We start from the raw sequence: 26,409 nt of genomic DNA, 5'->3' as shown, positions 1-26,409 counted from the left end.
AATTTAAACTATTATGAAAAAGGTATTGAGAAAAACGTGCTTACGTTATTTTTTAACAGTACTGGCACTTTGTTTATGCTTTTATTATGCTGGAGCACAAACCTTGATTAAAGGTAAAGTGGTAGATGCTTCCAATCAGCCACTGCCTGGTGTAACCATCACCAATACGAGCTCAAAAGATAGGAGCAAAACCATTTCTAACAGCAATGGCGAATTTAGCATCGCTGGAGAGAAAGGCAATAAACTTGAAATTACCATGGTGGGTTATACCAACCAACAGATTATTGTTCAAAACCAGGAAAAAGTAAGTATTACCCTTAGCGAAAGCGACAATAAGCTTGATGAAGTGGTTGTAGTGGGTTATGGCACACAAAAGAAAATCAACCTATCGGGTTCTGTTTCAACGGTAACAGGCAAAACACTTACTGAGCGGCCTGTACCCAATGTTCAAAACTTATTACAGGGGCGGGTAAGCGGACTCGATGTTGTACAATCCACCGGTGAACCTGGCAGAGATGGTGCCAGCTTTAGGCTGCGTGGTTTTGGCTCTACTGGTGCTTCACCAAATCCTTTGGTATTAATAGATGGTGTAATTGGTACGATGAGTAATTTATCACCACAGGACATTGAAAGTGTAACCGTACTAAAAGATGCATCATCGGCATCAATATACGGTGCAAGGGCTGCAAATGGGGTAATATTGGTTACCACTAAAAAAGGTAAAGCAGGCACCAATGTAATAGAATACAATGGCAGCTATGGCCTTAGTTATGCCACTAAATATCCTGACCTGATTACCAACTCGGTAACCTACATGGAAATGTACAATCAGGCAAAAGCAAGAAGCGGTCAGCCTGCACAATATACACAGGCACAGATTGATGCTTATAAAAATAACCCTAACAGCGAGCAATACCCCAATTTTGACTGGCTAGATTATGTTTTGGATAAAGGCCCTATCCAAAACCACAATTTAGGTTTTTCGGGTGGCACCGATAAAAGCACTTATAATTTATCATTAAACTACCTCGATCAGGATGCGATAACAAAAGGTTATAAATACAACCGCTATAATGCTTTATTAGATTATACCAATCGGGTACACAAAAGAGTAAAAGTTGGTACCAACATAAATTTTTCATATGAAGATTTTAAAGCACCTTGGCTAACTAATGCAGATCTATTACTATTGGCCTACGCCTCTGCCCCTACGTTTAAGCCTTTTTTACCCGATGGGAGTGGAAGAATTACAGATAAAGATTTTACCACAAGTAGCGGTACTAACAGAACGGTTGAAGAAGTATATGCTACAGGTGGCCAGTTTACGAAAAACTATAATGTTAATGCACAAGCTTATGTAGATGTTGATATTATTAAAGGTTTAAAATGGACCACAAAAGGTGCTATAACTTTTTTTAATCAAGATTACAGGCAGCGCCAGTTTGGCACACCATCATTTGCTTACCAACCAAATACCAGCGGGGTTTACGAACTAGTTGGAAATGGCAACCCTACTTTTGTTGGTTTACAACAAAGCTCTGCCAGAAACATTACCAAAACACTTTATAGTACCTTTAATTACAACACCACATTTGCCAATGCACATAATTTAAGCGCATTAGCCGGCTACGAACAACAAGATAACCGCAGCACCAGCATTGGAGGCAACCGATACGATTTTCCGAACAATACCATTATGGAATTGAACGGAAGTTCTCCCATTAATCAAAGTTTGAGTGGCAGTTCGTTCGAATGGGGTTTACAATCCTTATTTGGCAGGGTTAATTACGATTATAAAGGGAAATACCTTTTAGAAGGAAATATCAGGTATGATGGTACCTCCAGAGTAGATCCAAGATACCGCTGGGGCACATTTGGTGGAGGATCGGCTGCCTGGAAAATATCTGAAGAAAGTTTTATAAAAGACAACATTTCATGGATAGACAATTTAAAATTGAGGGCATCTTATGGTGTATTGGGTAATCAGGAAATAGTTACTGAAGGAAACCCTAACTATTACCCTTACCAAGACATACTTTCACTAACAAGCTATCCATTTTCAACTTTAAATTCTGGAGTACAACTTCTTGGTATAAACACAAAAGATTTACGCTGGGAAAAAACAGCTATTGCCGATTTCGGTTTGGATTTCGACCTGTTTAAAGGTCTGTTCGGTGCAACCCTAAGCTGGTATAACAAAAACACCACCGATATATTGGCCCGCCGTGCAGATGTGCCTGCAAGCATGGGCGTAACCGCACCCGTTGTAAATGCTGGTGCCATGACAAATAAGGGGATTGAAATAGAATTAAGACATCAAAACAGAATCGGTGAGTTTACCTACGGTGCAAATTTTATATTTCACAGCTATAGAAATAAGGTAACCAAAGTATTGGCCGAAACACTCGGTACTTTTGAGGTGGGGCAACCATACAATAATTTCTTTGTTTACGATTGGATCGGTGTCTTCCAAAGCCAGGCAGAAATAGATGCTTCTCCAAAACAACCCAATTCTGGCGTATTAAAACCAGGCGATCTAAAAATAAGAGATGTGAGCGGTAATGGCACAGTAGGTCCTGAAGATCGGATCCGCATCAGCAGATTTCCCGATTACACCTATTCATTCAATTTAAATGCTGGTTATAAAGGCTTTAATTTAAGTGCATTTTTCCAAGGCGTACAAGGTCAAAAAGTTCAGGTAGATGGCTGGGGATACGAACCCTTCAGACAGGGCTCTCCTCCTCCATCTAAATTTTTAAATGCATGGTCGCCAACCAACCCCAGTAATACCATCCCGGCAGTATACCTTACAGGTTATCAGGGGGTATCAGGTTATACATCAACGTATTTTATTCAGGATGCCTCTTATTTACGTTTAAAAAACCTCTACCTTTCTTATACCTTTCCAGAAGCAATCTCTAAAAAAATAGCTTCACAGGGCATTACCGTGTATGTATCGGGAGATAATTTAATTACCTGGACAAAATACGAAGGCAATGATCCGGAAAGAGCTGGTTCTGGTTCTTTCGCTCAGTTCCCTCAGCTTCAGGATATATACAGCAGGTTTAAAGGTTAAATTTTAACCTGATAAAATATAAGGGTAAAATATTTTGTACTTAAAAATATATAAGATGAAAACGAAACAAACCACCATATCTTTAATTATACTGATCATAATTGGATTATCTACCGCTTGCCAAAAAGATTTTCTGGATAAAAACCCTACATCAGCCATCTCTGCTGAGGTTTTTTGGAAAAGTGATGCCGATGTACAACTGGCACTGACAGGAGTATACAAGCGCTTGCAGAACGGCTTTTTAGGTCACCGTAAATTATGGCTCGATACCTATTCAGATAATGCACTTGATAGGCATTCTTTTTACGGCTTTGGTAATTTAACGCAAGGAATTGTAAACTCAAGTAACGTAACTTCGGCTTTTTACGACATTCCATACCAGGGAATAGCAGGCTGCAATTACTTTTTAGATAATGTAGATAAGGCACCAACTGCCGAAGCCAGCAAAACAATTTATAAAGCTGAAGTACGCTTTTTAAGAGCCATGTTTTATTTTGAGCTCGAACAGGCATTTGGTGGAGTAATTTTATACAAAAGCGTGCCGGCATCAGTTGAAGCGGCAAAAATTAAACAAAGCACAAAAGAAGAGGTTTTAAAGTTTGTACACGATGAACTGGATTTTGCTATCGCTAATCTACCTGATGTAGTATATAACGGCCATGCTGTAAAAGGAAGCGCTCTAGGCCCTGCAGGCCAAAGTTTACCTTGCCGAACAAAACTGGCCAAAAGCAGTAGAATTTGCAAACGCCGTAATTACCGGAGGCAAATATCAGATTTACCAGGGAGGCTACTCCAACCTTTTCCTTACCGCTACACAGCAAAGCAATCCCGAAATTATATTCTCTACTAAATATCTTTCGCCCAACAACCCACAGGGCAATGAAGGTGTATTGGTAGAAGTGGCTTGGTATGGCTCAATAGCTCCTTTACCAAAACCTGGTTGATGAATATGAAATGGCCAACGGAAAAATGATTGCTGAACCTGGCTAAGGTTACAATGCTGCAAACCCCTACGCCAACAGGGATCCCCGTTTAAAATTTACCATAAAAGTACCTACAGAGAAATACATTAATCCAGATGGATCGGAGTTTAAAGAAACAGACCCCCTTTTAACCACTTATGTACAAAAGAAATATATCGATTTATCAAAACTACCATTCGACAGGACTAAAATTCCGGTTACCGATCAAAACATTATCCATCTCCGTTATGCCGATGTACTATTGATGTTTGCCGAAGCCAAAAATGAAGTAAGCGGTCCGGATTTAACCATTTATGATGCTTTGGATGCCATCAGAACAAGAAAAAGTGTAGAAATGCCTCGCGTAGATCAAACCGTTTACAACACCAAGGATAAACTAAGAGATTTTATCCTTCATGAAGAAGAATTGAAGCTTGCGCTTGAAGGACAGCGGTATTATGATCTTACAAAGAAGAAGCCTTATGGATACCAAATTGACGCCACTTAAAAATCCGGCAGGAGTACCTTTAAAGTTCGGAGAGAAAAATAATGTGCTGCCATTTCCTCAAGGTGAGCTGGATAAAAATAAACAGCTACAGCAAAACCCACTTTATTAATCAACCAAATATGATTAGTACAATAGATATTGTAATTACCATCTCCTATATATTGTTCATTGTAACCATAGGACTGTGGACGGGCACACGCAAAAAAAAGAATCAGGAAACCACAAGCGGCGAATATTTTTTGGCAGGTAAAAGCCTTAAATGGCCAATGATTGGGCTTGCCCTCTTTGCTACCAACATCTCCTGTCTGCATTTGGTAAGCCTTGCCCAAAGTGGGTTCGATTCGGGCCTGTTAAATGGCAATTTCGAATGGATGGCTGCTTTTACACTCATCCTTTTGGCTTTGCTGTTTATCCCTTTTTATATCCGCTCGGGCATTTCTACCCTACCCGATTTTTTAGAACGCCGTTATAACCGCGCCTGCAGAGATTGGCTCGCATTTATTTCCATCTTATCTGCCATTATCATTCACATTGCCTTCTCCTTTTTAGCAGGCGGCATAGTACTCGAAACTTTATTTGGCATCCCGATGTACACCAGCATTGTCGTAATTGCCGCCTTAACAGGCTTATACACCATTATTGGTGGTTTAAAAGCCGTTGTAGTTACCGAAACCATACAAAGTTTGGTATTGATAACCGGTGCAATTATTATTACTGTATTTGCATGGAACAAAGTTGGTGGCTGGCACGAAATGACTGCGGTTTTACAACACGAAAACACAATGGATAAACTCAGCATGATACGCCCTGTTGGTGATAAAAGCGGCATGAGCTGGGTTGCGGTATTTTTGGGCTATCCGGTATTGGGTATCTGGTACTGGTGTGCAGATCAAACTATAGTACAAAGGGTATTGGGTGCAAAAGATGAAAACCATGCCCGTGTAGGTGCACTATTTTGTGGTTTCATTAAAATTTTACCTGTTTTCATTTTTGTGCTACCCGGTTTATTTGCTTATGCGCTATACAAATCAGGTACAATGGATTTATCAAGCTTACAAACTATCGGTACAAACGGCGAAACGGTATTAAACACTAAAGGCATTTACACCTTGATGATTACTCAGCTTTTACCAAAAGGATTGGTTGGGATACTGGTAGCGGCACTTCTATCGGGGTTAATGAGTCAGATAGCAGGAGCACTAAACTCTATTGCCACCCTAAGCAGTTACGATTTATACAAACGTTTTAAACCAGCAACTACCGATCAGCAACTGGTAACCGTTGGGCGTTGGAGTGCAGGCATAGCCCTGGTATTATCTATCGCCTTATTGCCATTGCTAAACAGTTATCAAAGTTTGTTTGAGGGTATAAATGATGTAATTGCACATATTGCCCCACCCATTACCTGTGTATTTCTTTTAGGGGTTTTCTGGAAAAAAGCATCTGCAAAAGCAGCCCAGTATACCTTGCTTATTGGCTCTATCCTTGGCGTTGCTGTATTTATTGTAAATAAGGTTTATGGTACCGGAACCTTCATCGGCGGGATTCCATTTATGATGATGGCCTTTTATCTTTTCTGTGCATGTGTAACCATACAGGTAATTTTTTCTTATTGCTATCCCGTTAAACACACCGCACAAAGCGAAGTATTGTATTGGAAATCGATCTGGGAACCCCTACAAAGTAAAGGGTGGACGGGGATAGGCAATTACAAATTTTTATCGGTGGCACTGCTGGCCATTATGGGCATTTTATATGTGTATTTTAAATAAGATTGATATGAAAAAAAATCTTTTAATCCTGCTTGCATTAACAGCATTTCTCAGTGTTGGTGCACAAACAAAAAATATAAAATCATCACCCATGAACAATTTTATGGATAAACGCTTCGGCATGTTCATCCATTGGGGGCCGGTAAGTTTACGTGGTACTGAAATTGGCTGGAGCCGTGGCGATCAGGTTGGGATAGAAGATTACGACAACTTGTACAAAGAATTTAACCCCATATTGTTTAATGCAGATGCGATTGTGAAAACTGCAAAAGATGCCGGCATGAAATACCTCAACATTACCGCACGACACCACGATGGCTTTTGTTTATGGCCAAGTGCCTTTACGGATTATGATATTGCCAATACCCCTTACAAAAAAGATATTGTAGGCGCATTGAACGAGGCTTGCAAGAAGCAGGGAATTAAATTTTGCATCTATTATTCCGTATTGGATTGGCACCATCCCGATTACCCTATTCACTCGGCAAAAAACCAAACCATTGATCCCAAATCGGATATGGACCGTTATAGAACGTACATGAAAAATCAGTTAAAAGAACTGATAACTAAATATGACCCTTATATGCTTTGGTTTGATGGACAATGGGAAAAACCCTGGACAGATGAAATGGGAAAGGATTTATATGCTTACCTCAAAACATTAAAACCGGATATTATTATTAATAACCGGTTGGGAAAAGAATTTGCGGCGATGGAAAATAAAAATATTGATGTTGCTAAAATGGTAGGCGATTACGATACACCGAGAGCAAGTGGTAGGCAAACTTAACATGACAACACCTTGGGAAAGCTGCTTTACCATTTGTGAGCAATGGGCCTGGAAACCCAATGATAAAATGAAGACTTTAAAACAATGCCTGGAAATTATTTCGAAAACCGCAGGCGGAAACGGTAATCTATTACTAAATGTTGGGCCAATGCCTGATGGCCGCATTGAAGCCAGGCAAACTGAACGCCTGAAAGAAATTGGCGATTGGTTAAAAATTAATGGGGAGGCCATTTACAGTACCTTAGGTGGCCCTTACCAACCCAACAATGATTATGCAACAACCAGAAAAGGCAACAAAATTTACCTGCATATATTCAATACCAATTTAGCTAAACTGAGCTTAAAACAAATTCCAAACCGACAGGTAAAAAAAGCATACTTATTGAATAAACAAGCGGTCGACTTTAAAATAAATGAAAATATTGCTGTTCAGCTTCCAGCCAATCAAACCGCGCAACCCGATTATATTGTTGTACTCGAATTGGATGGCAACGCAGAAGATATTCCTGTAATTAACTAAAGCTATATGATTATATGAAAAATCTGAAAACAATCTTTGTATGGCTTTTGGCTCCAATGTTAGTCCTCTTTGCCTGTAATTCATCAGAAAAAACAGATTCATCAGCAACCCCGGTACGCTATGGAAGCATAACAGGATTAAAACCGGATAAAATTGCCGATTACAAAAAACTCCATGCAGCAGCATGGCCAGCGGTACTTAAAAAAATAAGTGAGTGCAACATCCGCAATTATTCTATTTATTTAAAAGATATAGATGGAAAACCCTACCTGTTCAGCTACTTTGAATATACCGGGAAAGATTTCAATGCAGACATGAAGAAAATGGCGGCCGATACAACTACCCAACGCTGGTGGAAAGAAACTGCACCAATGCAAATCCCACTGCCTGATGCTGCCGCCAAAGGGGAAACATGGAGCAATATGGAAGAAGTATTCCACCACAATTAACTGATTTAGTAATGTTTATTATTTGCCTATGGTAAAAGTGGTATTTAATATCTAGTAAATTTTTATTTATATTACAAAACACAACGTACAATGTATAATTAAGCTCCAGTTAGTAAATAAGCACTAATCAATTGGCTCAAATTAGTTGTTGCTATTGCCTAACTAATCAAACAACACAATTAATGAAGAAATTATTAAACCTATTCTTGTTCATAACAATTGCCTATCAACTTAATGCACAGATAACTGAGCGTGCACGCCCGGAAAGCTGGAAACAACTGGTTAAAGGAGGAGCTTTTAAAGATCGGTTTCTGCCCATGCCAGATGGAAAATTAAGTAGCGATACCTGGGGTGATAAAAATGTTGTACCAAGGTATGTAGATAATGGCATTGAAGATCGTAAGCGATCTTACTGGTGTGGTGATATTATTAAAGGACAAGATAATTTATACCATTTGTATGTAAATGGATGGAAAGAAAGTGCTCCCAAAGGGCATTTCGAATGGCCAAAATCAATAATTTACCATGCAACATGTAAAAACTCTTTCGGCCCTTTCATTATCAAAGATACCATTGGTTATGGCCACAATGTAGATGTTTTTAAAGCTAAAGATGGTAAACTGGTACTATACGCCATAGATAAAAATTACACCGCAAATAACGAAGATGGCCCCTGGACCCAAGGAAAATTTGATTTTGACCGAAGAGACCGGCGGATTATTGAAGGGCTTTCCAACCTCACCTTTGCACAAAGAGCAGATGGTTCTTACCTTATGGTATGTAGAGGTGGCGGAAGTTGGGTAAGCAAATCGGGGTTATCAACCTATTATCAAATATCGAATAAAACCGCCTATCCTAACATAAAAGGAGAATTTGAAGACCCTGTTATCTGGCGCGATCATGTTCAGTATAACTTGATTGTAAACGATTGGCTTGGCCGCATTGCCTATTACCTGCGATCAAAAGATGGTGTAAATTGGGTTACAGATGCTGGTGAAGCTTACGTTCCGGGCATATCTTTTCATAAAAACGGATTGATAGAAAACTGGTTTAAATATGAAAGAATGCGTGTTTTTCAAGACCAATATGGTAGAGCAACTCAAGCAAATTTCGCTGTAATTGATGCACAAAAAGAAGAAGATTTTGCGAATGACAACCACAGTTCCAAAAATATTGTAATTCCGCTAAATCCAGGTGTACTGCTTACCACACTCACAAAAAATTTTCCTAATGATAAAACCAAAAATATTAAGATAAAAGTTAAAGCCGAAAAAGATTTTAATCCCCAAACCGATATCGACCTTAAATCGTTGCGTTTTGGTGCATCTGATGCTGTAAATTTTGGTAAAGGAGCTAAAATAATTGGTACAGAAAAATCAGGTAAAGATCTTATTCTGATTTTTAGCACAACCGGTTTAGCTTTAACCAAAGATGAATTTGCACCAAAATTACTCGGTAAGTACCGATCTGGGAAAACACTTTTCGGCTACACTCGCGTACCCTGGGTAAAGTACGAAGAAGCCATTTTAAGTGCAAGAAAACCAGTTTTCAAAAACAATTCAAATCTACAAGCAACAGAAATAACCATAGAAAATTTCGGTTTAAATACATCGGTACCGAGCAAGATTGAACTTTATGCAACAATTGCCAATAAACAGCAATTAATTACAAAAGGTGAAATTCCCCAAATTGAAAAATACGCAGCATTTACCAAAACACTGCCCACAAGCTTTGCCTTCGAAAAAGGTCAAAATTATGATTTCACACTATATATCATCACTGGTGATAACAGATCGACCTTTAATTTCAAAGCCATACCTAAAATCAATTAAAACCCAATAAACAAGCTAAAACTAATCTGCTATTATCCTGTTCTATACTGAGCAATTTAATTTAAGATTATGGAAAGCACAAAAAACAACAACGAAAATCTGGGTGATAAAAATGCAGATAACAGTGCCGATAAAAGCAATATGCCCGATCAGCAGGTGCCACGCCACCGCAGCAATGATAACGAAACGCAAAATACGGTAGAAACCGAAGCAGGCAATTTAGGCAGAGATTTCGGAAAAGGCGATTTCGGATCGGAAGAAGCACGAACAGATGCAGAAAAAGGCAACAAAGGCCATGCAGGGAATATGCCGGATAGCACAGAAAAATAAAAGCCCCCGATATAAACCGGAGGCTTTTCCTAACAACTAAAAAATAACACCTATGGTGGTGTTTTATCCAACTTTAAAAGCAGGAGCAACATCATCAATACAAGTACATGTTACCTGTAAATCTTTAATGATTCCTGTTTTTAAGCTATAAGCCCAAGCATGTACAGAAAGCTCCTGGCCATTTGCCCAGGCACTTTGTACAATTGAAGTATTCGTTACATTTGCTGCACCTTCAATAGCATTCAGTTCAACCAAACGATCAAAACGCTGATCCTCATCTTCAATCGCCGCCATTTCATTTTCGTGCGTACGGTATACATCGCGGATGTTTCTCAACCAGTTGTCGATTATACCAACCTGTTTGTTACCCAAGGCCGCTTTAACACCACCACAACCATAATGGCCGCAAACAATTACATGTTTTACTTTTAATACATTAATAGAATAATCCAGTACCGAAAGTAAATTCATATCAGTATGCACCACTACATTGGCAATATTTCTATGTACAAAAATATCACCAGGGCGGGTATTCGTAATCTGGTTGGCAGGTACACGGCTATCAGAACAGCCTATCCACAATACAGGCGGACTCTGGCCTGCAGAAAGTTTATCAAAAAAGGCAGGATCCTTGTCTATAGTATCCTTAACCCAATCCTTATTGCCTTGTAACAAGTTATCGTAAGTAATATCTTGTGTTTCTATTGTTTTTGCGCACATAACTATATTTTATTAATTTCTTCTTTTACTTTAATATTTAATTTTGGTACTGTATAATGTTTCTGGATGTTCTCCAGGGTTACAATAATACCTTTTGTATAGGCATTATGTTTGTAATTAAAAATGGTTTCCAATACATCAGGATCTATGTACCTGGCGTTCGAACCATCAATAGTTACATTTGTTTCTTTAGGGATATTCGTTAAAACTACCTGTATCGCTGCTTTATTTAAAAATGAAACCTCTTCTGCCAGTTTAATCCTTATATTCTTTTTTGTCTCCTTCGTTTGAAATTCTGTAAAAGAAGGGGTTACGCATGTTGGTACGCAATAAATAAAATATCGAAACCAACATACCAATGGCCACTCCTTTTAATAAATCGGTAAACAACACCGCAACAACCGTAATTACAAACGGCACAAACTGATCCCATCCTTTATGGTACATGTGCTTAAACAAGCTGATGCGAGTTAATTTATAACCCGTTACCAAAAGAATTGCTGCCAAACACGACAATGGAATCATGTTAATTAAACCCGGAATAAACAACAGGGATAACAATAACCAGGTTCCATGGAAAATTGCCGACATTTTTGTTCTTCCTCCAGCATTTACATTGGCCGAACTCCGTACAATTACCGATGTCATGGGTAAACCACCAACCATTCCACTGGTGATGTTGCCTATCCCCTGCGCAATCAATTCTCTGTTTGTTGGCGTAACACGCTTAATCGGATCAATCTTATCTACCGCCTCAATACTGTAGGCAGGGTTTCTAAACTGGCTACAACAGCAATGGTTATAGCCACAATATAAACGTTTTTATTAGCCAGTTGCGAAAAATCGGGCATGGTAAACAAACCTAAAAATTCACCGAATCCGCTTACTACAGGTATTTTCACCATTTGATCGGGCCTTAAAGGATGATCTGTACCAGCAAAAATTATAGTACCAATAATACCCAAGGTTACTACAAGTAATGGTGCCGGCACAATTGCCAATTTAGGAAATTTAGGCCAGATGATAAGAATGGCTATCGATAATAAGCTGATTACTACAGCAGCCAAACTAAAATGGCTTATTGCTGCAGTAATTGCAGAAAAAGTATTTTCGTGATCTTGTTGAAAGAAACCTTCATCGCCTGTAAAATCAGTATCAACACCTAATGCATGCGGCAACTGTTTTAAAATTAAAATCAGTCCGATTGCAGCAAGCATGCCTTCAATTACACTTGATGGAAAGTAGTTACCAATTGTTCCGGCCTTAACCAGGCCTAAAATTAATTGGAATACCCCTGCCAGTACGACAGCAAGTAAAAAGGTTGGATAGCTACCCAAAGAGGTAATAGCGCCCAAAACAATAACGGTTAAACCTGCTGCGGGGCCACTTACGCTCAGTTGCGAGCCGCTAAATGAGGCCACTACAATACCACCAATAATACCGGTAATTAAACCGGCAAATAATGGCGCACCCGAGGCAAGTGCAATACCTAAACACAATGGCAGGGCCACCAAAAACACTACAATACTTGATGGTAGATCTTTCTTTAAATTCTTTTTAAGAATATATTTCTTCACGTCCGAACCTGAAAAGGCCGGGTTAAACTTTTGCATAACGATATAATTATCTGGTAAATTTTAACGAATAAATCGTTGGGGAAATTTTTAAAAGCGATCACAAATCACAATGATTATATCGTGCAGGTATTTAAACACGGCATATCCCATCATAGCTGGTTACTCACCAAAAAGATTACCCCAATAAAAACTGACTAAATAAAGTTAGGCGGTGGTGTTGGTACCGTAGGATGATATGGATCTACATATCTTTTGAAATGTTCTATAAAACTGCTCTTCAAAAAGAAATGACTTGAAGAGAACTCGTAAGAAAAAATAGGATGGTTAAGTTCAACAAGCTTAAAATCGGTAAACTTTGCGGTGTCTTTGGCGGTATCCTTTCCGCCATCATGCTCTAACTCAATTTGCATGATTACAGCGTTCATGATTTCCTTATCAATACTCGTACAAAAAACCGGTGCACCAGATATACCCATCTTCGCCATGAAGATGAACATGAATGATGTAACGATTAAATACTTGTATTTCCTTAAAAACATTTACTAATTCTAATGTTGTTCTAATACTAACAGTTACAAAAATAAACGGATAATTGGTTTTTCAATGCTTTAGGCTGTAAAAAAAATGTAATTATATCGTAAATCTTAGTTTGTAGCTTATAAAAAAGGCTTTATTTATCTTTTGAAACATCATGGCTTGGTTACCATCGGCCAGCGCAGCCCTGCCATTTTCTTAATCTTTCTGGCAAATTTATTTCAAAATTAAAATCAAACCAGGCCAAAAAGGATATCGCGGCTGTGAGGTTTAATTAACATCGGGCATAATCCAAGGATAAATAACCTGGTGCAAACCTTGCATTACCGTTAGTAATTTTTAATTTTAAATTCTCATAGCTTCAGCAATGGATAAGAAAATAGCATTACTTAAAGATAAGATTAACCAGGCCAACTTAGGTGGCGAGACAAGCGCGGATAGACAGTCAGCATAAAAAAGGCAAACTTACAGCCCGCGAACGCATTCATTTTTTAATGGATGAAGGGAGCTTTGAAGAAATCGGGATGATGGTTACCCACCGCAGTACCGATTTCGGCATGGAACGCGAAAAATATCTTGGTGATGGTGTAATAACAGGCTATGGAACAATCAACGGAAGGTTAACTTATGTTTTCTCTCAGGATTTTACGGTATTTGGCGGTTCACTTTCCGAAACCCATGCAGAAAAAATCTGCAAATTAATGGATATGGCCATGAAAAATGGTGCACCTTTAATCGGCTTAAATGACAGCGGTGGTGCCCGTATTCAGGAGGGGGTTGTTTCATTAGGCGGTTATGCAGATATTTTTTATAAAAACGTACAGGCATCCGGTGTTATCCCGCAGCTATCGGCCATTATGGGCCCATGTGCCGGAGGTGCAGTGTACTCGCCCGCCATTACCGATTTTATTTTAATGGTAGAAAACACTTCATATATGTTTGTTACCGGCCCAAATGTGGTTAAAACCGTAACACATGAAGAAGTAACCTCAGAAGAATTGGGCGGCGCAACCACACATGCCACAAAATCAGGCGTTACGCACTTTGCCTGTGCCAACGAAATTGAAGCCATTAACCACGTAAAACGCTTACTCAGTTATATGCCTCAAAACTGTGAGGAAATTGCCGATCATTTACCATACGAAGCCGCTGATGAAAGCAGGCCGGAACTGAATACCTTTATGCCCGAAAATGCTTCACAGCCATATGATATCCGCGAAATAATTACCACTGTTACCGACAGCGATAGCTTTTTGGAAGTACATGCCGCCTATGCAGAGAATATTGTAGTAGGTTTTGCCCGCCTTGCAGGAAGAAGCATTGGCATAGTGGCCAATCAGCCAGCCTATTTAGCAGGTGTTTTAGACAGCAATTCATCAAATAAGGCCGCAAGGTTTGTCCGCTTTTGCGATTGTTTTAACATCCCTTTGCTTGTATTTGAAGATGTTCCGGGCTTTTTACCAGGTACAGATCAGGAATGGAACGGAATTATCACCAATGGTGCAAAATTATTGTATGCCTTTAGCGAAGCTACTGTACCGCGTATTACAGTAATTACCCGAAAAGCTTATGGCGGAGCCTACGATGTAATGAACAGCAAACACATTGGTGCGGATATGAACTATGCCTGGCCAAGTGCCGAAATTGCAGTTATGGGTGCTAAAGGTGCCGCAGAAATTATTTTTAAAAGAGAAATCAATTCAGCAGATAAACCCGAAGAAAAGTGGCTCGAAAAAGAAAAGCTCTACTCCGATATCTTCGCTAACCCTTACCGTGCGGCAGAAGCGTGGCTTTGTTGATGAAGTAATTGAACCCGCCCAAACCCGTGTAAAGTTGATAAAAGCTTTTAAGATGTTAGAAAATAAGGTAGTGAACAGCCCAAGAAAGAAACACGGAAATATACCTTTGTAGAAATAGTTTATAGTCATAAGTGCATATTCAGGTTGTATAGCAACCCGCCCATTAACACTTTTGACTGTTGACTTCTGACTCAAAAACCAACATGCAGATTACTCCCCAATTATCACGGACAGATATTTTACTCATGGCCTTTTGCACAGGCCTCATTGTTGCAAACATTTACTATTGCCAACCATTGGTGATCTTAATTGCGAAAGATTTTAAGCTCAGCGAAACCGATGCCGGAAAAATCACTTACCTCACACAAATTGGTTATGCCCTTGGCCTTTTCCTATTGGTACCACTTGGCGATATGTTTGAGCGCAAGAAACAGATTCTCATGATTACTGGTCTGGCTATTTTCGCCTTACTTGTGGCGGCAGTTTCGCACACTTTCTTTCTACTCGAAATTGCCTCCATATTAATCGGAACATGCTCTATTGTACCACAATTAATTTTACCATTGGCGGCCAACTTAAGCACCGATGAAAACCGTGGTGCAAATATCGGCATGATTATGAGCGGTTTATTAGTGGGCATTTTAGCCTCACGCGCGGTGAGCGGAAGCATTGGCTTTTGGTTGGGCTGGCGGGCTGTTTATTATATCGCTGCTGCCATTTGTGGGTTACTAATCATTTTAATGGCCAAACGTTTCCCTCAAAGTTACCCTGCCTTTAAAGGAACATATAAAGAATTAATGCGCTCGATGTTTGGCTACATCAAAACCCAGCCTGCTTTAAGAGAAACATCGATTATTAACTTTTTGGCCTTCGCCATAATCAGTGCCTTCTGGACCACCATGGTGCTTTTTCTCGCCAATCCACCCTTTAGTTTTCAAACTTTACAGATTGGGTTATTTGGAATTGCCGGAGCTGCAGGCGCATTGGCGGCACCATTGGTAGGTAAACTGAGCGATGGTAACAATCCACGTAAAAACCTGATGATTGGCTTTATCCTCCAAATTGTAAGCATTGCCTTATTCTATTTTACAGGCAGCCACTTGTATCTTTTTGTAATCGGCATTGTATTGATCGATATTGGCCAGCAGGCTATCCATGTTACTAACCAAACCCGGATTTACACTTTAATACCCGAAGCAAGAAACCGGTTAAATACCATTTTTATGTCGGTTAGTTTTATCGGAAGCAAGCTGTGGGTCGGCACTCGGTTTATGGCTCTGGGATCAAGGTGGATGGGCTTTATTCTGCTACGGGATGACGGGTATAATAATCCTTAACATATTAATTTACCAATTTTACGGAAGAAAAAATAAATCCATTAATTAATAAAAATACATGAAATCTAAAAACGCAATCAAAACACTTTCAATTCTCTTATTCTCTTTAGTTTTTGCAGGCCAGTTAAAGGCGCAAGACAGTACACATGTAGAACAACAAACAGAAGTTAAATCGCTGAACAAAATAAGGCTTACCTTATTGGGCATTAGTTATGAGCGGGAACAAAAAATTGATAGACTGGCCACCTTATATTTTGCCGGAGGTATAGGTGCTTCCTTTGCCATCCAAACAGAGGATTATGGCCTTATTGCTAAAACGAATACCTATTTTAATATCTCTCCAAACATTAATGCAGGGTTTAGGCGCTACTATAATTTTGACAAAAGAAATAAAAAAGGAAGGAAAACGGCCAACAATGCCGCCAACTATTACGGCTTGGATGTTTCGGCATACTTTAAACCGCTTTTAAACAATGATTATTTTGGTAATGGTGAGATTGGAATTACTCCGCAATGGGGGTACCAACGAAGTATTGGCAAAAAAATAAATTTTGAATTGATGCTAGGTCCAACCGTTCGCTTAAGCGCCTTTGATCCATACTTTGGGGTTGACGGCAGAATCGGTTTTAGCTTTTTATTATAACGATGGTTCAAATTGAGCAAATATTTCCTTCTTTAACCTGGCGGATCAGGCATGAAACCATGTATCCTGATCAACCCTTTGATTTTGTAAAACTACCAGATGATTTTAATGGCATCCATTTTGGATTGTATCTTGATCATAAATTAACAGGTGTAGTTTCCGTATTTAATGATGGAGATGTTTACCAATTCAGGAAACTGGCCATTCTTCCTACAGCACAAAAGACTGGTTTAGGTTCGCAATTGCTGGAATATATCATTGATTTTTGTAAAATTCAAAAAGCGACAAAACTATGGTGCAATGCCCGTGTAAATGCTAAAGAATTTTACTTTAAATTTGGCTTCCACGAAACCGATAAAACCTTTTTTAAAGATGGGTACGATTTTGTGATCATGCAATTAATATTAAATTACGAAGAACCCCCAATACGCGAAGATCACAAAGAAATTTAATTTTGTGCCCCCTGGTGCTTTGGTGGTAAAACAAATATCATATGGCTAAGAAAAAAGACGACGAAAAAAAGAAACATACTCCGGTAGTAACAAAAAAATCGCTACAATTTCTGGAAGAATACATTAATAACCCAGCGCCTACCGGTTACGAATGGGAAGGGCAAAAACTTTGGTTAAACTATTTAAAACCATATATCGACGAGCATTTTATAGATAATTATGGCACAGCAGTAGGTGTAATTAATCCTAAAGCAGCTTTTAAGGTAGTTATTGAGGCGCATGCTGATGAAATTTCGTGGTATGTAAATTACATCACAAGCGATGGTTTAATTTATGTGATCCGCAACGGTGGTTCTGATCATCAGATTGCGCCTTCAAAACGCGTAAACATCCACACCGAAAAAGGCCTGGTAAAAGCAGTATTTGGCTGGCCGGCCATCCATACCCGCCATGGTGAAAAAGAACAGGCCCCTGAACTTAAAAATATATTTTTAGATTGTGGTTGTACTTCAAAAGAGGAAGTAGAAAACCTTGGCATCCATGTAGGTTGTGTAATTACTTACGAAGATGAGTTTATGGTATTGAACGACCGCTATTATGTTGGTCGCGCTTTAGATAACCGTGTAGGTGGCTTTATGATTGCCGAAGTTGCACGTTTATTAAAAGAAAACAAGAAAAAGCTTCCGTTCGGTTTATACATTGTAAACTCTGTACAGGAAGAAATTGGGTTGCGTGGGGCAGAAATGATTGCACAACGTATTAAACCTAATGTGGCTATCATTACCGATGTAACCCACGATACCACTACCCCAATGATTAACAAAAACATTCAGGGCGATTTATCTGCCGGTAAAGGCCCGGTGGTTTCATTATGCTCCAGCCGTGCAAACCAACCTGAATAAACTGTTAATTAAAACTGCAGAAAAAAATAATATTCCATTTCAGCGTCAGGCTTCATCACGCTCTACCGGAACAGATACCGATGCCTTTGCCTACTCAAATGGGGGTGTTCCATCAGCATTAATTTCATTACCGCTACGTTATATGCATACCACTGTAGAAATGGTGCATAAAGAAGATGTTGACAATGTAATCAGTTTAATTTACGAAAGTTTATTAAACATTACCGATGGTCATGATTTCAGGGAATTTAAATAATGAAAAAAGTAAACCATAAAAAAATCATCATCAGAACCTTTTTAAAGCTCTTGCTGATGATTTTGATCATTTTTACGCTAAACTCATGGCCAAGCATAAAACAAAGCATGAACGGTAATGCACCGCCACTTGCTTACTGGCCCGACCATAGTTTTAAAATAAGCAACATTATCCTCATTTTAGGGTTTACAGCTTATTTCTATTATAAAGATTTAACAGATCAAAGAGAATTGATCGAAAAAGAAAATCGACAAATTTAATTTTTAATATCCGAGCAAGATTAGTTGCTAAAGAAGTCAAGTTTTAATGGCCATGCGCTATAAAAACTTGACTTCTTTTTATTTAAAAGGCATTTTACAATTTCACTACAATCATTTTTAGAACATTTTACATCTTATTTGTTTAAGCAGGTAGTTATGAAAAAACTTGTATTAATTCGCCACGGACAAAGCGTTTGGAACCTCGAAAACCGTTTTACCGGTTGGACGGATGTAGATTTATCAGAAAATGGTTACCAGGAAGCAAAAAAGGCAGGTGAAATTTTAAAAAAGCATGGTTATAATTTCGACATCGCTTTTACATCGCTATTAAAACGGGCTATTAAAACATTACACATCATTTTGGAGGATCTTGATCATCTTTGGATCCCCGAACATAAAAGCTGGCATTTAAACGAGCGTTTTTATGGTGCTTTACAAGGGCTGAACAAGGCAGAAACTGCAGAGAAATATGGAGCAGATCAGGTATATAAATGGAGAAGAAATCCTGATGAAGCACCGCCACAAATTACCAAAGATGATGAACGCTATCCTGGGAACGACCTCCCGTTATCAACTCTTAAAACCCGAAGAATTGCCCTTAACCGAAAACTTAAGCGATACCATTGCAAGGGTATTGCCTTATTGGAACGAGCGCATTGTACCCGCCATAAGCAAAAACGAAAAAGTAATTATCAGCGCACATGGCAATAGTTTACGGGCACTGATTAAATACATCGATAACTTATCAAACGAAGAAGTTACCGCTTTCAGAGATCCCTACAGGGGTGCCACTGGTTTATGAACTGGATGATAACCTGCAAAAAATCAGGCATTATTATCTTGAATAAATACTAAAAGAAGCTGTATTTATAAAAATACCGTCATTCGAGGGAGGAAAACGAGATGTAAACTATCATGCTAGATATTTTTTGTTTAAAAGATTGCTTAATTAGCTGAAAAACTTCTGCGAATTAACAGCACATAGAGTAATTTTATACCAATTTCACCTACTTACCTCCCCGTAGAGAAAAATTTTCGCCAACTATACCAATTAAAACCTTAAGCACTGCGTTTATTGTTATTAATACTTAAAATTATATTTACATTGTTTGCGTTATTATAACAATTAGTTTATCCTTATTATGAGATCAAATATTAGAAGCATCGATCTCTCAATTATCTGCGATGGTCATTGGGATGTTGTGTTCGACCACGTTTGTCTGGGTTTTTGGGAGTTAAGTGTAGCCACTGGAATACTCCGCTCAACCAGGTCGTTTAAAGAAAATTTTGGGTACCCGCCAAATGCCGTTTTAAGTTATGAAACCGTTTTAGGCTTAATTTTACCAGAAGATCTTGACCATGTTCAAGACGAAATTGAGCTGACTGTAACCAGAGAAAAAAGCAGTTACAATGTGCTTTACCGCATCCGCCGTCCTGATGGTGAAATCAGATGGATTAAAGCGGATGGAATACTATCTCAGCAAGATGGCGAAAGTTTAAAACTAATCGGAACAACTTTAGATGTTACCGATTTAAAGCAATCTGTTTCTTAACTATAAATCATCAATTTCAATCCACACAGGTCCGTGGTCGCTTGTTTTTTCCCATCCCCTAACTTCCCTATCTACTCCTGCCGATTTTAAGCGATCGCTAACCTGTGGGCTCAGCAAAAAATGATCAATCCGTAACCCTGCATTTCTTCCGTATGCATTGCGGAAATAATCCCAAAAGGTGTAAATTGTTTCATCAGGATATAACTTTCTGATGGCATCTGTATACCCCTGCCCTATTAAATTTTTAAAGGCCAAACGTGTTTCAGGTCTGAACAAAGCATCCTCCACCCAGCGTTCGGGTTTATAAGCATCAAGTTCTGTTGGAATTACATTGTAATCTCCAGCCAAAACCACAGGCAAATTGTAGGTGAGTAATTTGGCAGCATGGGCAGTAGAGCGCTCAGACCATTGTAATTTATAATCAAACTTTGGCCCCGGTGCCGGGTTGCCGTTTGGCAGGTACAAACAGCCAATAATTACATTGTTTACCATAGCCTCAATGTACCGGCTATGCAAATCTTCAGGGTCGCCGTCTAACCCACGCCTTAATTCCTTTATTTCTAAATTTCTGGCCAATATGGCAACACCGTTCCAGCTTTTCTGTCCGTGCCAAATGGCATTATAACCAGCATCTTTAATGGCCTGTTCAGGAAATTTTTCTTGCGGTGCTTTTAATTCCTGCAAACAAACTACATCGGGTTGGGTTTCTTCGAGCCAGCGCAATAAAACAGGCAAGCGACCATTAACTCCATTTACATTATAAGTTGCTATCTTCATTTTATAAATCTCAGTATTAAAACGCCAAATTGAAAGCAAGTGTTTCAACTTATTATACTAAAGCTACAATTTTAGCAATAAAAATTTCTTTTGAGTTAAAAAACTATGACTTATAAAAAATTTGCAACTATCTTGCAGTATATTAAATTATCCCGTAAGTACCCATGTTCAAAGCAGTTTTAAATATCCCTCCTGCAGAACCAAAGGATATCCGTTGGTTTTATGATCGCTATGCGGCAATGTTGCTTGGCTACATTAATGGCATTGTTAAAGACAAGCAGCAATCAGAAGATCAATTGGTTAAAATCCTTACCTCTTTTACCCAGGATTTTGTGGCGGTAGAAAAAAGCAATCAGCACATCTGGCTTGAGTTGCGCCAGTATGCACAAAACAGGTTAAATTCGGCTGCATTATCAGATCGTCAGCTTATACAAAAACAATCTGTTAGCGAGCCGGGCTTAGCATCGCTTGATGATTTGCAAAAAATAGTTTTTAAAGCCGTGTACTATCACGGAAAATCAATTTCACAACTGGCCATAAGCTTAAATTATGGAGAAGAGGAAATACGTAACCAATTAAAATTAGCAATTGATAAAATGAGGAGGGCCCGTGGAAATTAAAAAATTAATGGAAAGCGGTTTAATGGAAACCTATGTAATGGGTATTGCAACCGAAGAGGAAATTCAGCAGGTTTTATCATTAACAAAAACACACCCTGAATTTAAAAATGCTTTAGATCAATTAGAGTTTGATATGGAAATATTGGCGCAAAGCATGAGGCATCTGATCCACCTGCCGGAACTCTGGAGAAAATTGAACAGGAGATTAACCAAATTCAACGCCGTAACCAAGCTTTACAGGCCGAACCAGAGCCAGCATTCAGGTACGATAACAGGGAGCAGGAATATGCCAAACAAGAGCGCTATATCGAGGTAGAATCAGAATCTAACCAGATGCGGGTTAATAAAGCCTGGAAATGGGCATTTATAGCTGTTTTTGTATTGGGAAAGATATTTTTGGCTACTGCAATTTATTTTTACCTGGAAAACAGACAGGCGCAGGAGCAAATAAATGAACTGAAAATAGAATTGAAGCAGAAGCTGAGGTAATATTGAAAAATTTGCGTAGAATAACCTCGCCTTTTTAAAACCAATAGTTAATTGAACTGTTTAGTAGATAAGATTCATTCATGTTTGAGCGCATGTTTGAGTTTAGATATAGGGATAAGCTAATTACTTATCCCTTTTTTAATATTTAAACTCCTTATTTTTTAGATAGCTGTAGAATTTTGAATTTAGCTAAGCAATAAAACTATGCTGCCAAGCCAGATTTATAATTTTTAAGCATCTTTTTCAAAAGTCCTCTGGCCACATGTATTTTGGTTTTAACAGTACCAAGGGGAATATCCAGTTCTGCAGCAATTTCATGGTATTTATACCCTTCAAAATAGCGGCAGAAACAAAAGCGGCAATCTTCTGGCAATGCATTTAATGATTTTTGAATATCTTCCATCATAAACTTAGCAGTTCCGGCATTGCTTGATGCACTTGGGGCCAACTGTAAAGAAGTTAAATCTTCTTCCTGCTGGATCATTTCGTTTTTCCGCTTTAATTTATAATAATGATTAAGGAAGGTATTTTTTAAAATGGTAAAAAGCCATGCCCTAACATTACTGCCCATTTCAAACTTGGCCGAAAACCTAAATGCTTTCATAAAGGTATCCTGAACCAGATCGGCGGCATCGTCTTCATCACGAGTGTATGCTAATGCCCGCTCGAAAAGTGGCTGGCGATATTGGTAAATGTCGCAATTGAAATTTAATGTTTCCATGTTGGTTTTGGGATTGATGTAAATGTTCAACAAACGGTAACATGCAATGTTATTTGTAGAAATACCCGATTTTTTACGGTTTATTTAAAACACCGTAAAATGAACCCCAAAACCACCAAAATTGTTAAGAAATGTACCCGTTCCGCATCACAAAACGGACTAAAGATGCTGAGTTTTTGGTACCCGTTTTATTGATTAAAGCCTCCCTTTGGCTCTCAACTGTACGCCTGCTGAGGTACAATTTATCTGCAATTTCCTGGTTGGTTAAACCATCTGCTATGAGTTGTAATACGTTAATTTCGCGCTCAGAAAAATTAATTTCTCCGTTGGTTTTTTGCGACAGCATATTTAATTGGGTATTAAAACGCTCCAAAATTGAGATGCATAAATTAGATGAAAGGTACCGTTTTCCCTTCATTACATGTTTAATGCAAAACAGCAGTTCATCTTCTTCAATATCTTTAGAGAGGTAAGCAAAAGCTCCTGAAATAAAGGCATTTGAAGCATATTTTTCATCGTCCAAAATAGAGAGAATTACAACTTTTGTATTGTATCCATGTGCCTTAACTGCACTAATTAAACCTAAACCATCAAGGTTCGGCATGGCCATATCAGACAAAACAATATCAGCCTTTATTCCTTTTTCCAAAAGTGCTAAAACACCTAAACCATCAGATACTTCTGCTACAACTTTTATCCCATCATGTTTTTCTATAAGTGCTTTTAGAGAGGTGCGGATAATATGGTGATCGTCTGCAAGAATAATGTTAATCATAATTCAAATATAACTTACGCCATTTTAAAATTAAAAACGGCTACTTCGGAAGCTCGATATAGAAGGTGGTTCCGACACCAATTTTGCTCTTAAACCAAATTTTCCCCTGATGCAAATCTACAATCGACTTGATTATGCTCATTCCAAAACCTCCGGATTCTTCGCCTTTTAAACCCGGCCTTAAAGTTTCAGGCAAATGATCAAATAGTCCTGCCTGCAACTCATCCGGTATCCCTATGCCATCATCAGTTACGGTGATTAGAACCGTTTTTTCCAATTCTTCGGCATGCAAACCAATGTAACCGTTATCGGTTGTAAATTTTAAGGAGTTTGAAATTAAATTATTAATTACCTGCAAAAACTTCATGCTATCCAGGCGCAGGTAAATTTGCTCGGCGGAGCTGGTAAACTGTATATTTTTGGTTTTGCCCAATTTAGATCGCTTGTAAAAACGCACCACATCCCTAAGCTCCCAAACCAGATCGGCGCGCTCCTTGCCAATTTCTATTACTGATGATTTAAGAAATTCCCGGTTAATCATACTCCTTACCAAGAGCAGGTTGCGCTCGCACATATCCTTAATAAAACTTAACGAATTCACCATCCGTTCATCGCCCATTTGTGCAATGCTATCTTCCATTGATGATGCTGTTAATTTCATCATGCCAAGTGGCTCCTTCAAATCATGCGCCAGCACCTCAAGGGTTATGTTCTTTCTGGCGTTAATTTGCTCAATATGGATTTTATTGTGCCGTACTACAGTAGTATCTTCTACAGTACCAATCATCCGCGCTCTGCCTGCATCAGCAACAGCAAACACTGTTGTACGCACATACTTTTCTCTACCTTTAAAAGTGAGGCGGAACTCATATCTCTTTTCTTTTTCATTTTCTAAACATTCTTCATAACATGAAAATACATGCGCTGTATCTTCAGGATGAATCCGCTCCAAAAGTACTTGTGGATTGGTATAAATATCATCTGGTGTTGTTTCCCATATTGCAGCCAAGGATTTATTCAGGTAAGAAAATTTCTGTTGATCATGTTCGTAAATAAAGTAGCCATCAACAGACAAATCGCCAAGTTTGCAAAAAAGCTCGTTATTTAATTCGATCATAGATTTAGTGTTTGATAATTTGTACACGAGGATGGTTATGAACCTTCTGAGCAACCTAATCAGAAACGCAGCAGGCCGTAAAATGTTTTACATAAAAAAATTACGTAAAACGGGTTTACAATTAATCGTCATTTTTACCTAAACTATAGATATACAGCTGGCTTTTGCAGAGATATTAACATTTTCCACAAGATGTGTAAAATTATTTTGCATAACAAAACTAACTATTGCCTAAATTGTTAAGCATAAAGGAAAGACAAAAAAGTCCTGTGAGCGGGAGATCCGCGGAGGGCAGGCACACCATAAAAAGAGGAATATCTTTTACCAATATAGCCATCATTACAGGTGGCTATTTTTATTTCGGGGCTGCTTACTTTAACATCACTTTTTTGCCCGTTCTGGCAGAGATTTTAGCCGCCTCCAAAACTCTAACTACAATTAAGTTATTGGCTAAAGAGGATAAATCATTTGTTGGGTTAATTTCGCCTTTTAATATTGCTGATAGATAATTTAAATGATTGGCATATACTGGCGGTAATGCTTTTGCTGCATATACCTTATAATCTTCCTTCCCGTTTTTCCTTCCCCTTAAATCTTTTTCGTTTACCGCTTGTATATATCCTGTTGCGCCAAACACTTCCATATCTTTTATGCTAAACGGCCAGTTCCATGAGGCCTCAATAATGCCGGTTGCACCAGGGTATTCTAATAAAATTGTGGCATCATCATCCACATTCGGATAAATATTTTTTTTAATCTGGTGCGTAACTGCTGTAACTGAAATGGGTGCTTTACCATCCATTAACCAGGTCATTAAATTTGCACCATAGCAGCCAAAATCCACTGATGCACCTCCACCGTTTTTAGCAGGATCAGTTAACCAGCTTAAAAACTCCTTACTTACACCAATTTCCTTTGGTCCTTCATGCCCATCATGTACAATTATTTTTCTTAAGGTGCCTATGCTATTGGTTTCTTTAACATTTTTATATACTTCCTGGTTACTGGGATACCAGGTGGTTTCATAATTGGTAAGCACATGCACCTGATACTGTTTGGCCAGTGCCGCCATTCTTTCTGCTTGTTTAACCGTTACCGCCAAAGGTTTTTCTACCATTACCGATATGCCAAGCGGTGCAGCAGCTTCTACCACGGCTAAATGATCGCTTATGGCATTATAGGCCAGTACAACATCAGGCTTCTTTTTCTTTAATAAATTAACAAGGTTAGTATAAAATATACTGTCGGGAATTTTGTAGCGTGTTTTAAATTTGTTTACCAGTTCAGGATTACTTTCTGCAATACCGATGATATTAACCTCTGCCTTTTGGTAACTGTTCATAATAAGATACACATGATCGTGGTTTAACCCGGCAATTGCCACATTTAATTTCTGTTGCGCACAAACAGTAAAAAAAGAAAATACAAAGCAGGCAACTAAGCTACTTAAGCTTAATAAATAGTTGTTTCGGTTAATAATCATGACTTCTGATTTCTATTGATGATTACCAATTTAGAAATTTATAAAAGCATAGATGTTAACACCCAAAAATATTACAGAGTTTAGAATAGGGAGGTGAGAAACAATTGATTCAACTTAAAGGGTGAGTGGTAGAAAAAATAAAATCTAACGGGATG

31 protein-coding genes and 2 pseudogenes are annotated in these 26,409 nt (G+C 38.6%); 23 read left to right on the top strand and 10 right to left on the bottom strand.

The window, feature by feature from the left end; translation table 11 throughout:
- Positions 1-13: 13 nt before the first annotated feature.
- The 10 genes and pseudogenes from AC0IWE_RS25315 to AC0IWE_RS25270 all read left to right on the top strand — a co-directional run bounded on the left by AC0IWE_RS25315 (position 14) and on the right by AC0IWE_RS25270 (position 10,239).
- Positions 14-3,076, top strand: coding sequence for a SusC/RagA family TonB-linked outer membrane protein (locus tag AC0IWE_RS25315; protein WP_471795215.1), 3,063 nt, complete (start codon positions 14-16; stop codon positions 3,074-3,076).
- Positions 3,077-3,131: 55 nt separating this feature from the next.
- Entirely contained in the window at positions 3,132-3,926 is a 795-nt protein-coding gene (locus AC0IWE_RS25310) for a RagB/SusD family nutrient uptake outer membrane protein (protein WP_471795214.1), read from the top strand.
- A 155-nt stretch (positions 3,927-4,081) separates the two neighbouring features.
- Positions 4,082-4,546: pseudogene (locus AC0IWE_RS25305) on the top strand (RagB/SusD family nutrient uptake outer membrane protein); the annotation flags it as partial.
- A complete protein-coding gene (locus tag AC0IWE_RS25300) occupies positions 4,521-4,655 on the top strand; it encodes a hypothetical protein (protein WP_471795213.1) in 135 nt (44 codons plus the stop codon). The pseudogene AC0IWE_RS25305 and the gene AC0IWE_RS25300, both read left to right, overlap by 26 nt.
- Positions 4,656-4,665: 10 nt before the next feature.
- Entirely contained in the window at positions 4,666-6,318 is a 1,653-nt protein-coding gene (locus tag AC0IWE_RS25295) for a sodium:solute symporter (protein WP_471795212.1), read from the top strand.
- 7 nt (positions 6,319-6,325) lie between these two features.
- On the top strand, positions 6,326-7,108 hold the full coding sequence (locus tag AC0IWE_RS25290; protein WP_471795211.1) for an alpha-L-fucosidase: 783 nt from the start codon (positions 6,326-6,328) through the stop codon (positions 7,106-7,108).
- A gap of 1 nt (position 7,109) precedes the next feature.
- Entirely contained in the window at positions 7,110-7,628 is a 519-nt protein-coding gene (locus tag AC0IWE_RS25285; RefSeq protein ID WP_471795210.1) for an alpha-L-fucosidase, read from the top strand.
- A gap of 14 nt (positions 7,629-7,642) precedes the next feature.
- A complete protein-coding gene (locus AC0IWE_RS25280; protein ID WP_471795209.1) occupies positions 7,643-8,077 on the top strand; it encodes an L-rhamnose mutarotase in 435 nt (144 codons plus the stop codon).
- 182 nt (positions 8,078-8,259) lie between these two features.
- Positions 8,260-9,909 carry a glycoside hydrolase family protein gene (locus AC0IWE_RS25275; RefSeq protein ID WP_471795208.1) on the top strand — a complete coding sequence of 550 codons (1,650 nt, stop codon included), beginning with the start codon at positions 8,260-8,262 and terminating at the stop codon, positions 9,907-9,909.
- Between the two features lie 69 nt (positions 9,910-9,978).
- Entirely contained in the window at positions 9,979-10,239 is a 261-nt protein-coding gene (locus AC0IWE_RS25270; protein ID WP_471795207.1) for a hypothetical protein, read from the top strand.
- 63 nt (positions 10,240-10,302) lie between these two features.
- Here AC0IWE_RS25270 and can read toward each other — a convergent pair whose 3' ends face one another.
- The 5 genes from can to AC0IWE_RS25245 form a co-directional block, all read right to left on the bottom strand.
- On the bottom strand, positions 10,303-10,959 hold the full coding sequence (gene can, locus AC0IWE_RS25265; RefSeq protein WP_471795206.1) for a carbonate dehydratase: 657 nt from the start codon (positions 10,957-10,959) through the stop codon (positions 10,303-10,305).
- A gap of 2 nt (positions 10,960-10,961) precedes the next feature.
- A complete protein-coding gene (locus AC0IWE_RS25260) occupies positions 10,962-11,093 on the bottom strand; it encodes a hypothetical protein (protein WP_471795205.1) in 132 nt (43 codons plus the stop codon).
- Positions 11,094-11,214: 121 nt separating this feature from the next.
- Complete coding sequence (locus AC0IWE_RS25255) at positions 11,215-11,661, bottom strand: SulP family inorganic anion transporter (protein ID WP_471795204.1); 447 nt, start codon at positions 11,659-11,661, stop codon at positions 11,215-11,217.
- A gap of 44 nt (positions 11,662-11,705) precedes the next feature.
- Positions 11,706-12,572, bottom strand: a complete 867-nt coding sequence (locus AC0IWE_RS25250) for a SulP family inorganic anion transporter (RefSeq protein ID WP_471795203.1) — start codon at positions 12,570-12,572, stop codon at positions 11,706-11,708.
- Positions 12,573-12,730: 158 nt separating this feature from the next.
- A complete protein-coding gene (locus AC0IWE_RS25245; protein ID WP_055909994.1) occupies positions 12,731-13,075 on the bottom strand; it encodes a hypothetical protein in 345 nt (114 codons plus the stop codon).
- A 414-nt stretch (positions 13,076-13,489) separates the two neighbouring features.
- On the opposite strand from AC0IWE_RS25245, the gene AC0IWE_RS25240 reads away from it, so the two are divergent.
- The 10 genes and pseudogenes from AC0IWE_RS25240 to AC0IWE_RS25195 all read left to right on the top strand — a co-directional run bounded on the left by AC0IWE_RS25240 (position 13,490) and on the right by AC0IWE_RS25195 (position 20,272).
- Entirely contained in the window at positions 13,490-14,869 is a 1,380-nt protein-coding gene (locus AC0IWE_RS25240) for an acyl-CoA carboxylase subunit beta (RefSeq protein WP_471795202.1), read from the top strand.
- A complete protein-coding gene (locus AC0IWE_RS25235) occupies positions 14,844-14,981 on the top strand; it encodes a carboxyl transferase domain-containing protein (protein ID WP_471795201.1) in 138 nt (45 codons plus the stop codon). The genes AC0IWE_RS25240 and AC0IWE_RS25235 overlap by 26 nt, the downstream gene beginning before the upstream one ends.
- 91 nt (positions 14,982-15,072) lie before the next feature.
- Positions 15,073-16,206, top strand: coding sequence for an MFS transporter (locus AC0IWE_RS25230; RefSeq protein ID WP_471795200.1), 1,134 nt, complete (start codon positions 15,073-15,075; stop codon positions 16,204-16,206).
- A gap of 58 nt (positions 16,207-16,264) precedes the next feature.
- Entirely contained in the window at positions 16,265-16,849 is a 585-nt protein-coding gene (locus AC0IWE_RS25225; protein ID WP_463497109.1) for a hypothetical protein, read from the top strand.
- 2 nt (positions 16,850-16,851) lie between these two features.
- Positions 16,852-17,301 carry a GNAT family N-acetyltransferase gene (locus tag AC0IWE_RS25220; protein WP_055910002.1) on the top strand — a complete coding sequence of 150 codons (450 nt, stop codon included), beginning with the start codon at positions 16,852-16,854 and terminating at the stop codon, positions 17,299-17,301.
- A gap of 41 nt (positions 17,302-17,342) precedes the next feature.
- A pseudogene (locus AC0IWE_RS25215) lies at positions 17,343-18,459 on the top strand (M42 family metallopeptidase).
- Positions 18,459-18,719 (top strand): hypothetical protein, encoded by a 261-nt coding sequence (locus tag AC0IWE_RS25210; protein ID WP_471795199.1) that lies wholly within the window; start codon positions 18,459-18,461, stop codon positions 18,717-18,719. The pseudogene AC0IWE_RS25215 and the gene AC0IWE_RS25210 overlap by 1 nt, the downstream one beginning before the upstream one ends.
- Positions 18,720-18,875: 156 nt before the next feature.
- The gene (locus AC0IWE_RS25205; RefSeq protein ID WP_471795198.1) at positions 18,876-19,430 is read left to right on the top strand and encodes a 2,3-bisphosphoglycerate-dependent phosphoglycerate mutase; all 555 of its coding nucleotides are present in this window, start codon (positions 18,876-18,878) and stop codon (positions 19,428-19,430) included.
- Entirely contained in the window at positions 19,354-19,521 is a 168-nt protein-coding gene (locus tag AC0IWE_RS25200; protein ID WP_471795197.1) for a hypothetical protein, read from the top strand. The genes AC0IWE_RS25205 and AC0IWE_RS25200 overlap by 77 nt, the downstream gene beginning before the upstream one ends.
- A gap of 340 nt (positions 19,522-19,861) precedes the next feature.
- Entirely contained in the window at positions 19,862-20,272 is a 411-nt protein-coding gene (locus AC0IWE_RS25195) for a PAS domain-containing protein (protein ID WP_471795196.1), read from the top strand.
- Here the strand turns inward: AC0IWE_RS25195 and xth are convergent, their stop codons facing one another.
- The gene (gene xth / locus AC0IWE_RS25190; RefSeq protein WP_471795195.1) at positions 20,273-21,049 is read right to left on the bottom strand and encodes an exodeoxyribonuclease III; all 777 of its coding nucleotides are present in this window, start codon (positions 21,047-21,049) and stop codon (positions 20,273-20,275) included.
- Positions 21,050-21,213: 164 nt separating this feature from the next.
- On the opposite strand from xth, the gene AC0IWE_RS25185 reads away from it, so the two are divergent.
- From AC0IWE_RS25185 to AC0IWE_RS25175, 3 genes are read left to right on the top strand one after another with little or no spacing between them, the layout of a single operon-like run.
- Positions 21,214-21,669, top strand: coding sequence for a sigma factor-like helix-turn-helix DNA-binding protein (locus AC0IWE_RS25185; RefSeq protein ID WP_471795194.1), 456 nt, complete (start codon positions 21,214-21,216; stop codon positions 21,667-21,669).
- Between the two features lie 7 nt (positions 21,670-21,676).
- Positions 21,677-21,985, top strand: coding sequence for a hypothetical protein (locus AC0IWE_RS25180; protein WP_471795193.1), 309 nt, complete (start codon positions 21,677-21,679; stop codon positions 21,983-21,985).
- Positions 21,986-22,002: 17 nt separating this feature from the next.
- Complete coding sequence (locus AC0IWE_RS25175; protein ID WP_471795192.1) at positions 22,003-22,158, top strand: hypothetical protein; 156 nt, start codon at positions 22,003-22,005, stop codon at positions 22,156-22,158.
- A gap of 202 nt (positions 22,159-22,360) precedes the next feature.
- Here AC0IWE_RS25175 and AC0IWE_RS25170 read toward each other — a convergent pair whose 3' ends face one another.
- From AC0IWE_RS25170 to AC0IWE_RS25155, 4 genes are all read right to left on the bottom strand, one after another.
- The gene (locus tag AC0IWE_RS25170) at positions 22,361-22,879 is read right to left on the bottom strand and encodes an RNA polymerase sigma factor (RefSeq protein WP_471795191.1); all 519 of its coding nucleotides are present in this window, start codon (positions 22,877-22,879) and stop codon (positions 22,361-22,363) included.
- Positions 22,880-23,003: 124 nt separating this feature from the next.
- Positions 23,004-23,654: a response regulator gene (locus AC0IWE_RS25165; RefSeq protein WP_471795190.1), complete on the bottom strand. Its 651-nt coding sequence runs from the start codon at positions 23,652-23,654 to the stop codon at positions 23,004-23,006.
- 40 nt (positions 23,655-23,694) lie between these two features.
- Entirely contained in the window at positions 23,695-24,771 is a 1,077-nt protein-coding gene (locus tag AC0IWE_RS25160) for a PAS domain-containing sensor histidine kinase (RefSeq protein ID WP_055910034.1), read from the bottom strand.
- A gap of 370 nt (positions 24,772-25,141) precedes the next feature.
- Positions 25,142-26,254: a Gfo/Idh/MocA family protein gene (locus tag AC0IWE_RS25155; protein ID WP_471795189.1), complete on the bottom strand. Its 1,113-nt coding sequence runs from the start codon at positions 26,252-26,254 to the stop codon at positions 25,142-25,144.
- Positions 26,255-26,409: the final 155 nt, after the last annotated feature.

This window comes from Pedobacter sp. AC402 (assembly GCF_979252805.1).
Note: the sequence above shows the minus strand (reverse complement) of the source record. Positions and strands in the feature narration are given on the sequence as shown.

Bases quoted from the DNA above. Each gene is read 5' to 3' on its own strand.
- AC0IWE_RS25315 (WP_471795215.1), top strand. From the start codon at position 14: ATGAAAAAGGTATTGAGAAAAACGTGCTTACGTTATTTTTTAACAGTA.
- AC0IWE_RS25310 (WP_471795214.1), top strand. From the start codon at position 3,132: ATGAAAACGAAACAAACCACCATATCTTTAATTATACTGATCATAATT.
- AC0IWE_RS25300 (WP_471795213.1), top strand. From the start codon at position 4,521: ATGGATACCAAATTGACGCCACTTAAAAATCCGGCAGGAGTACCTTTA.
- AC0IWE_RS25295 (WP_471795212.1), top strand. From the start codon at position 4,666: ATGATTAGTACAATAGATATTGTAATTACCATCTCCTATATATTGTTC.
- AC0IWE_RS25290 (WP_471795211.1), top strand. From the start codon at position 6,326: ATGAAAAAAAATCTTTTAATCCTGCTTGCATTAACAGCATTTCTCAGT.
- AC0IWE_RS25285 (WP_471795210.1), top strand. From the start codon at position 7,110: ATGACAACACCTTGGGAAAGCTGCTTTACCATTTGTGAGCAATGGGCC.
- AC0IWE_RS25280 (WP_471795209.1), top strand. From the start codon at position 7,643: ATGAAAAATCTGAAAACAATCTTTGTATGGCTTTTGGCTCCAATGTTA.
- AC0IWE_RS25275 (WP_471795208.1), top strand. From the start codon at position 8,260: ATGAAGAAATTATTAAACCTATTCTTGTTCATAACAATTGCCTATCAA.
- AC0IWE_RS25270 (WP_471795207.1), top strand. From the start codon at position 9,979: ATGGAAAGCACAAAAAACAACAACGAAAATCTGGGTGATAAAAATGCA.
- can (WP_471795206.1), bottom strand. From the start codon at position 10,959: ATGTGCGCAAAAACAATAGAAACACAAGATATTACTTACGATAACTTG.
- AC0IWE_RS25250 (WP_471795203.1), bottom strand. From the start codon at position 12,572: ATGCAAAAGTTTAACCCGGCCTTTTCAGGTTCGGACGTGAAGAAATAT.
- AC0IWE_RS25245 (WP_055909994.1), bottom strand. From the start codon at position 13,075: ATGTTTTTAAGGAAATACAAGTATTTAATCGTTACATCATTCATGTTC.
- AC0IWE_RS25230 (WP_471795200.1), top strand. From the start codon at position 15,073: ATGCAGATTACTCCCCAATTATCACGGACAGATATTTTACTCATGGCC.
- AC0IWE_RS25225 (WP_463497109.1), top strand. From the start codon at position 16,265: ATGAAATCTAAAAACGCAATCAAAACACTTTCAATTCTCTTATTCTCT.
- AC0IWE_RS25220 (WP_055910002.1), top strand. From the start codon at position 16,852: ATGGTTCAAATTGAGCAAATATTTCCTTCTTTAACCTGGCGGATCAGG.
- AC0IWE_RS25210 (WP_471795199.1), top strand. From the start codon at position 18,459: ATGAAAAAAGTAAACCATAAAAAAATCATCATCAGAACCTTTTTAAAG.
- AC0IWE_RS25205 (WP_471795198.1), top strand. From the start codon at position 18,876: ATGAAAAAACTTGTATTAATTCGCCACGGACAAAGCGTTTGGAACCTC.
- AC0IWE_RS25195 (WP_471795196.1), top strand. From the start codon at position 19,862: ATGAGATCAAATATTAGAAGCATCGATCTCTCAATTATCTGCGATGGT.
- xth (WP_471795195.1), bottom strand. From the start codon at position 21,049: ATGAAGATAGCAACTTATAATGTAAATGGAGTTAATGGTCGCTTGCCT.
- AC0IWE_RS25185 (WP_471795194.1), top strand. From the start codon at position 21,214: ATGTTCAAAGCAGTTTTAAATATCCCTCCTGCAGAACCAAAGGATATC.
- AC0IWE_RS25180 (WP_471795193.1), top strand. From the start codon at position 21,677: ATGGAAAGCGGTTTAATGGAAACCTATGTAATGGGTATTGCAACCGAA.
- AC0IWE_RS25175 (WP_471795192.1), top strand. From the start codon at position 22,003: ATGCGGGTTAATAAAGCCTGGAAATGGGCATTTATAGCTGTTTTTGTA.
- AC0IWE_RS25170 (WP_471795191.1), bottom strand. From the start codon at position 22,879: ATGGAAACATTAAATTTCAATTGCGACATTTACCAATATCGCCAGCCA.
- AC0IWE_RS25165 (WP_471795190.1), bottom strand. From the start codon at position 23,654: ATGATTAACATTATTCTTGCAGACGATCACCATATTATCCGCACCTCT.
- AC0IWE_RS25160 (WP_055910034.1), bottom strand. From the start codon at position 24,771: ATGATCGAATTAAATAACGAGCTTTTTTGCAAACTTGGCGATTTGTCT.
- AC0IWE_RS25155 (WP_471795189.1), bottom strand. From the start codon at position 26,254: ATGATTATTAACCGAAACAACTATTTATTAAGCTTAAGTAGCTTAGTT.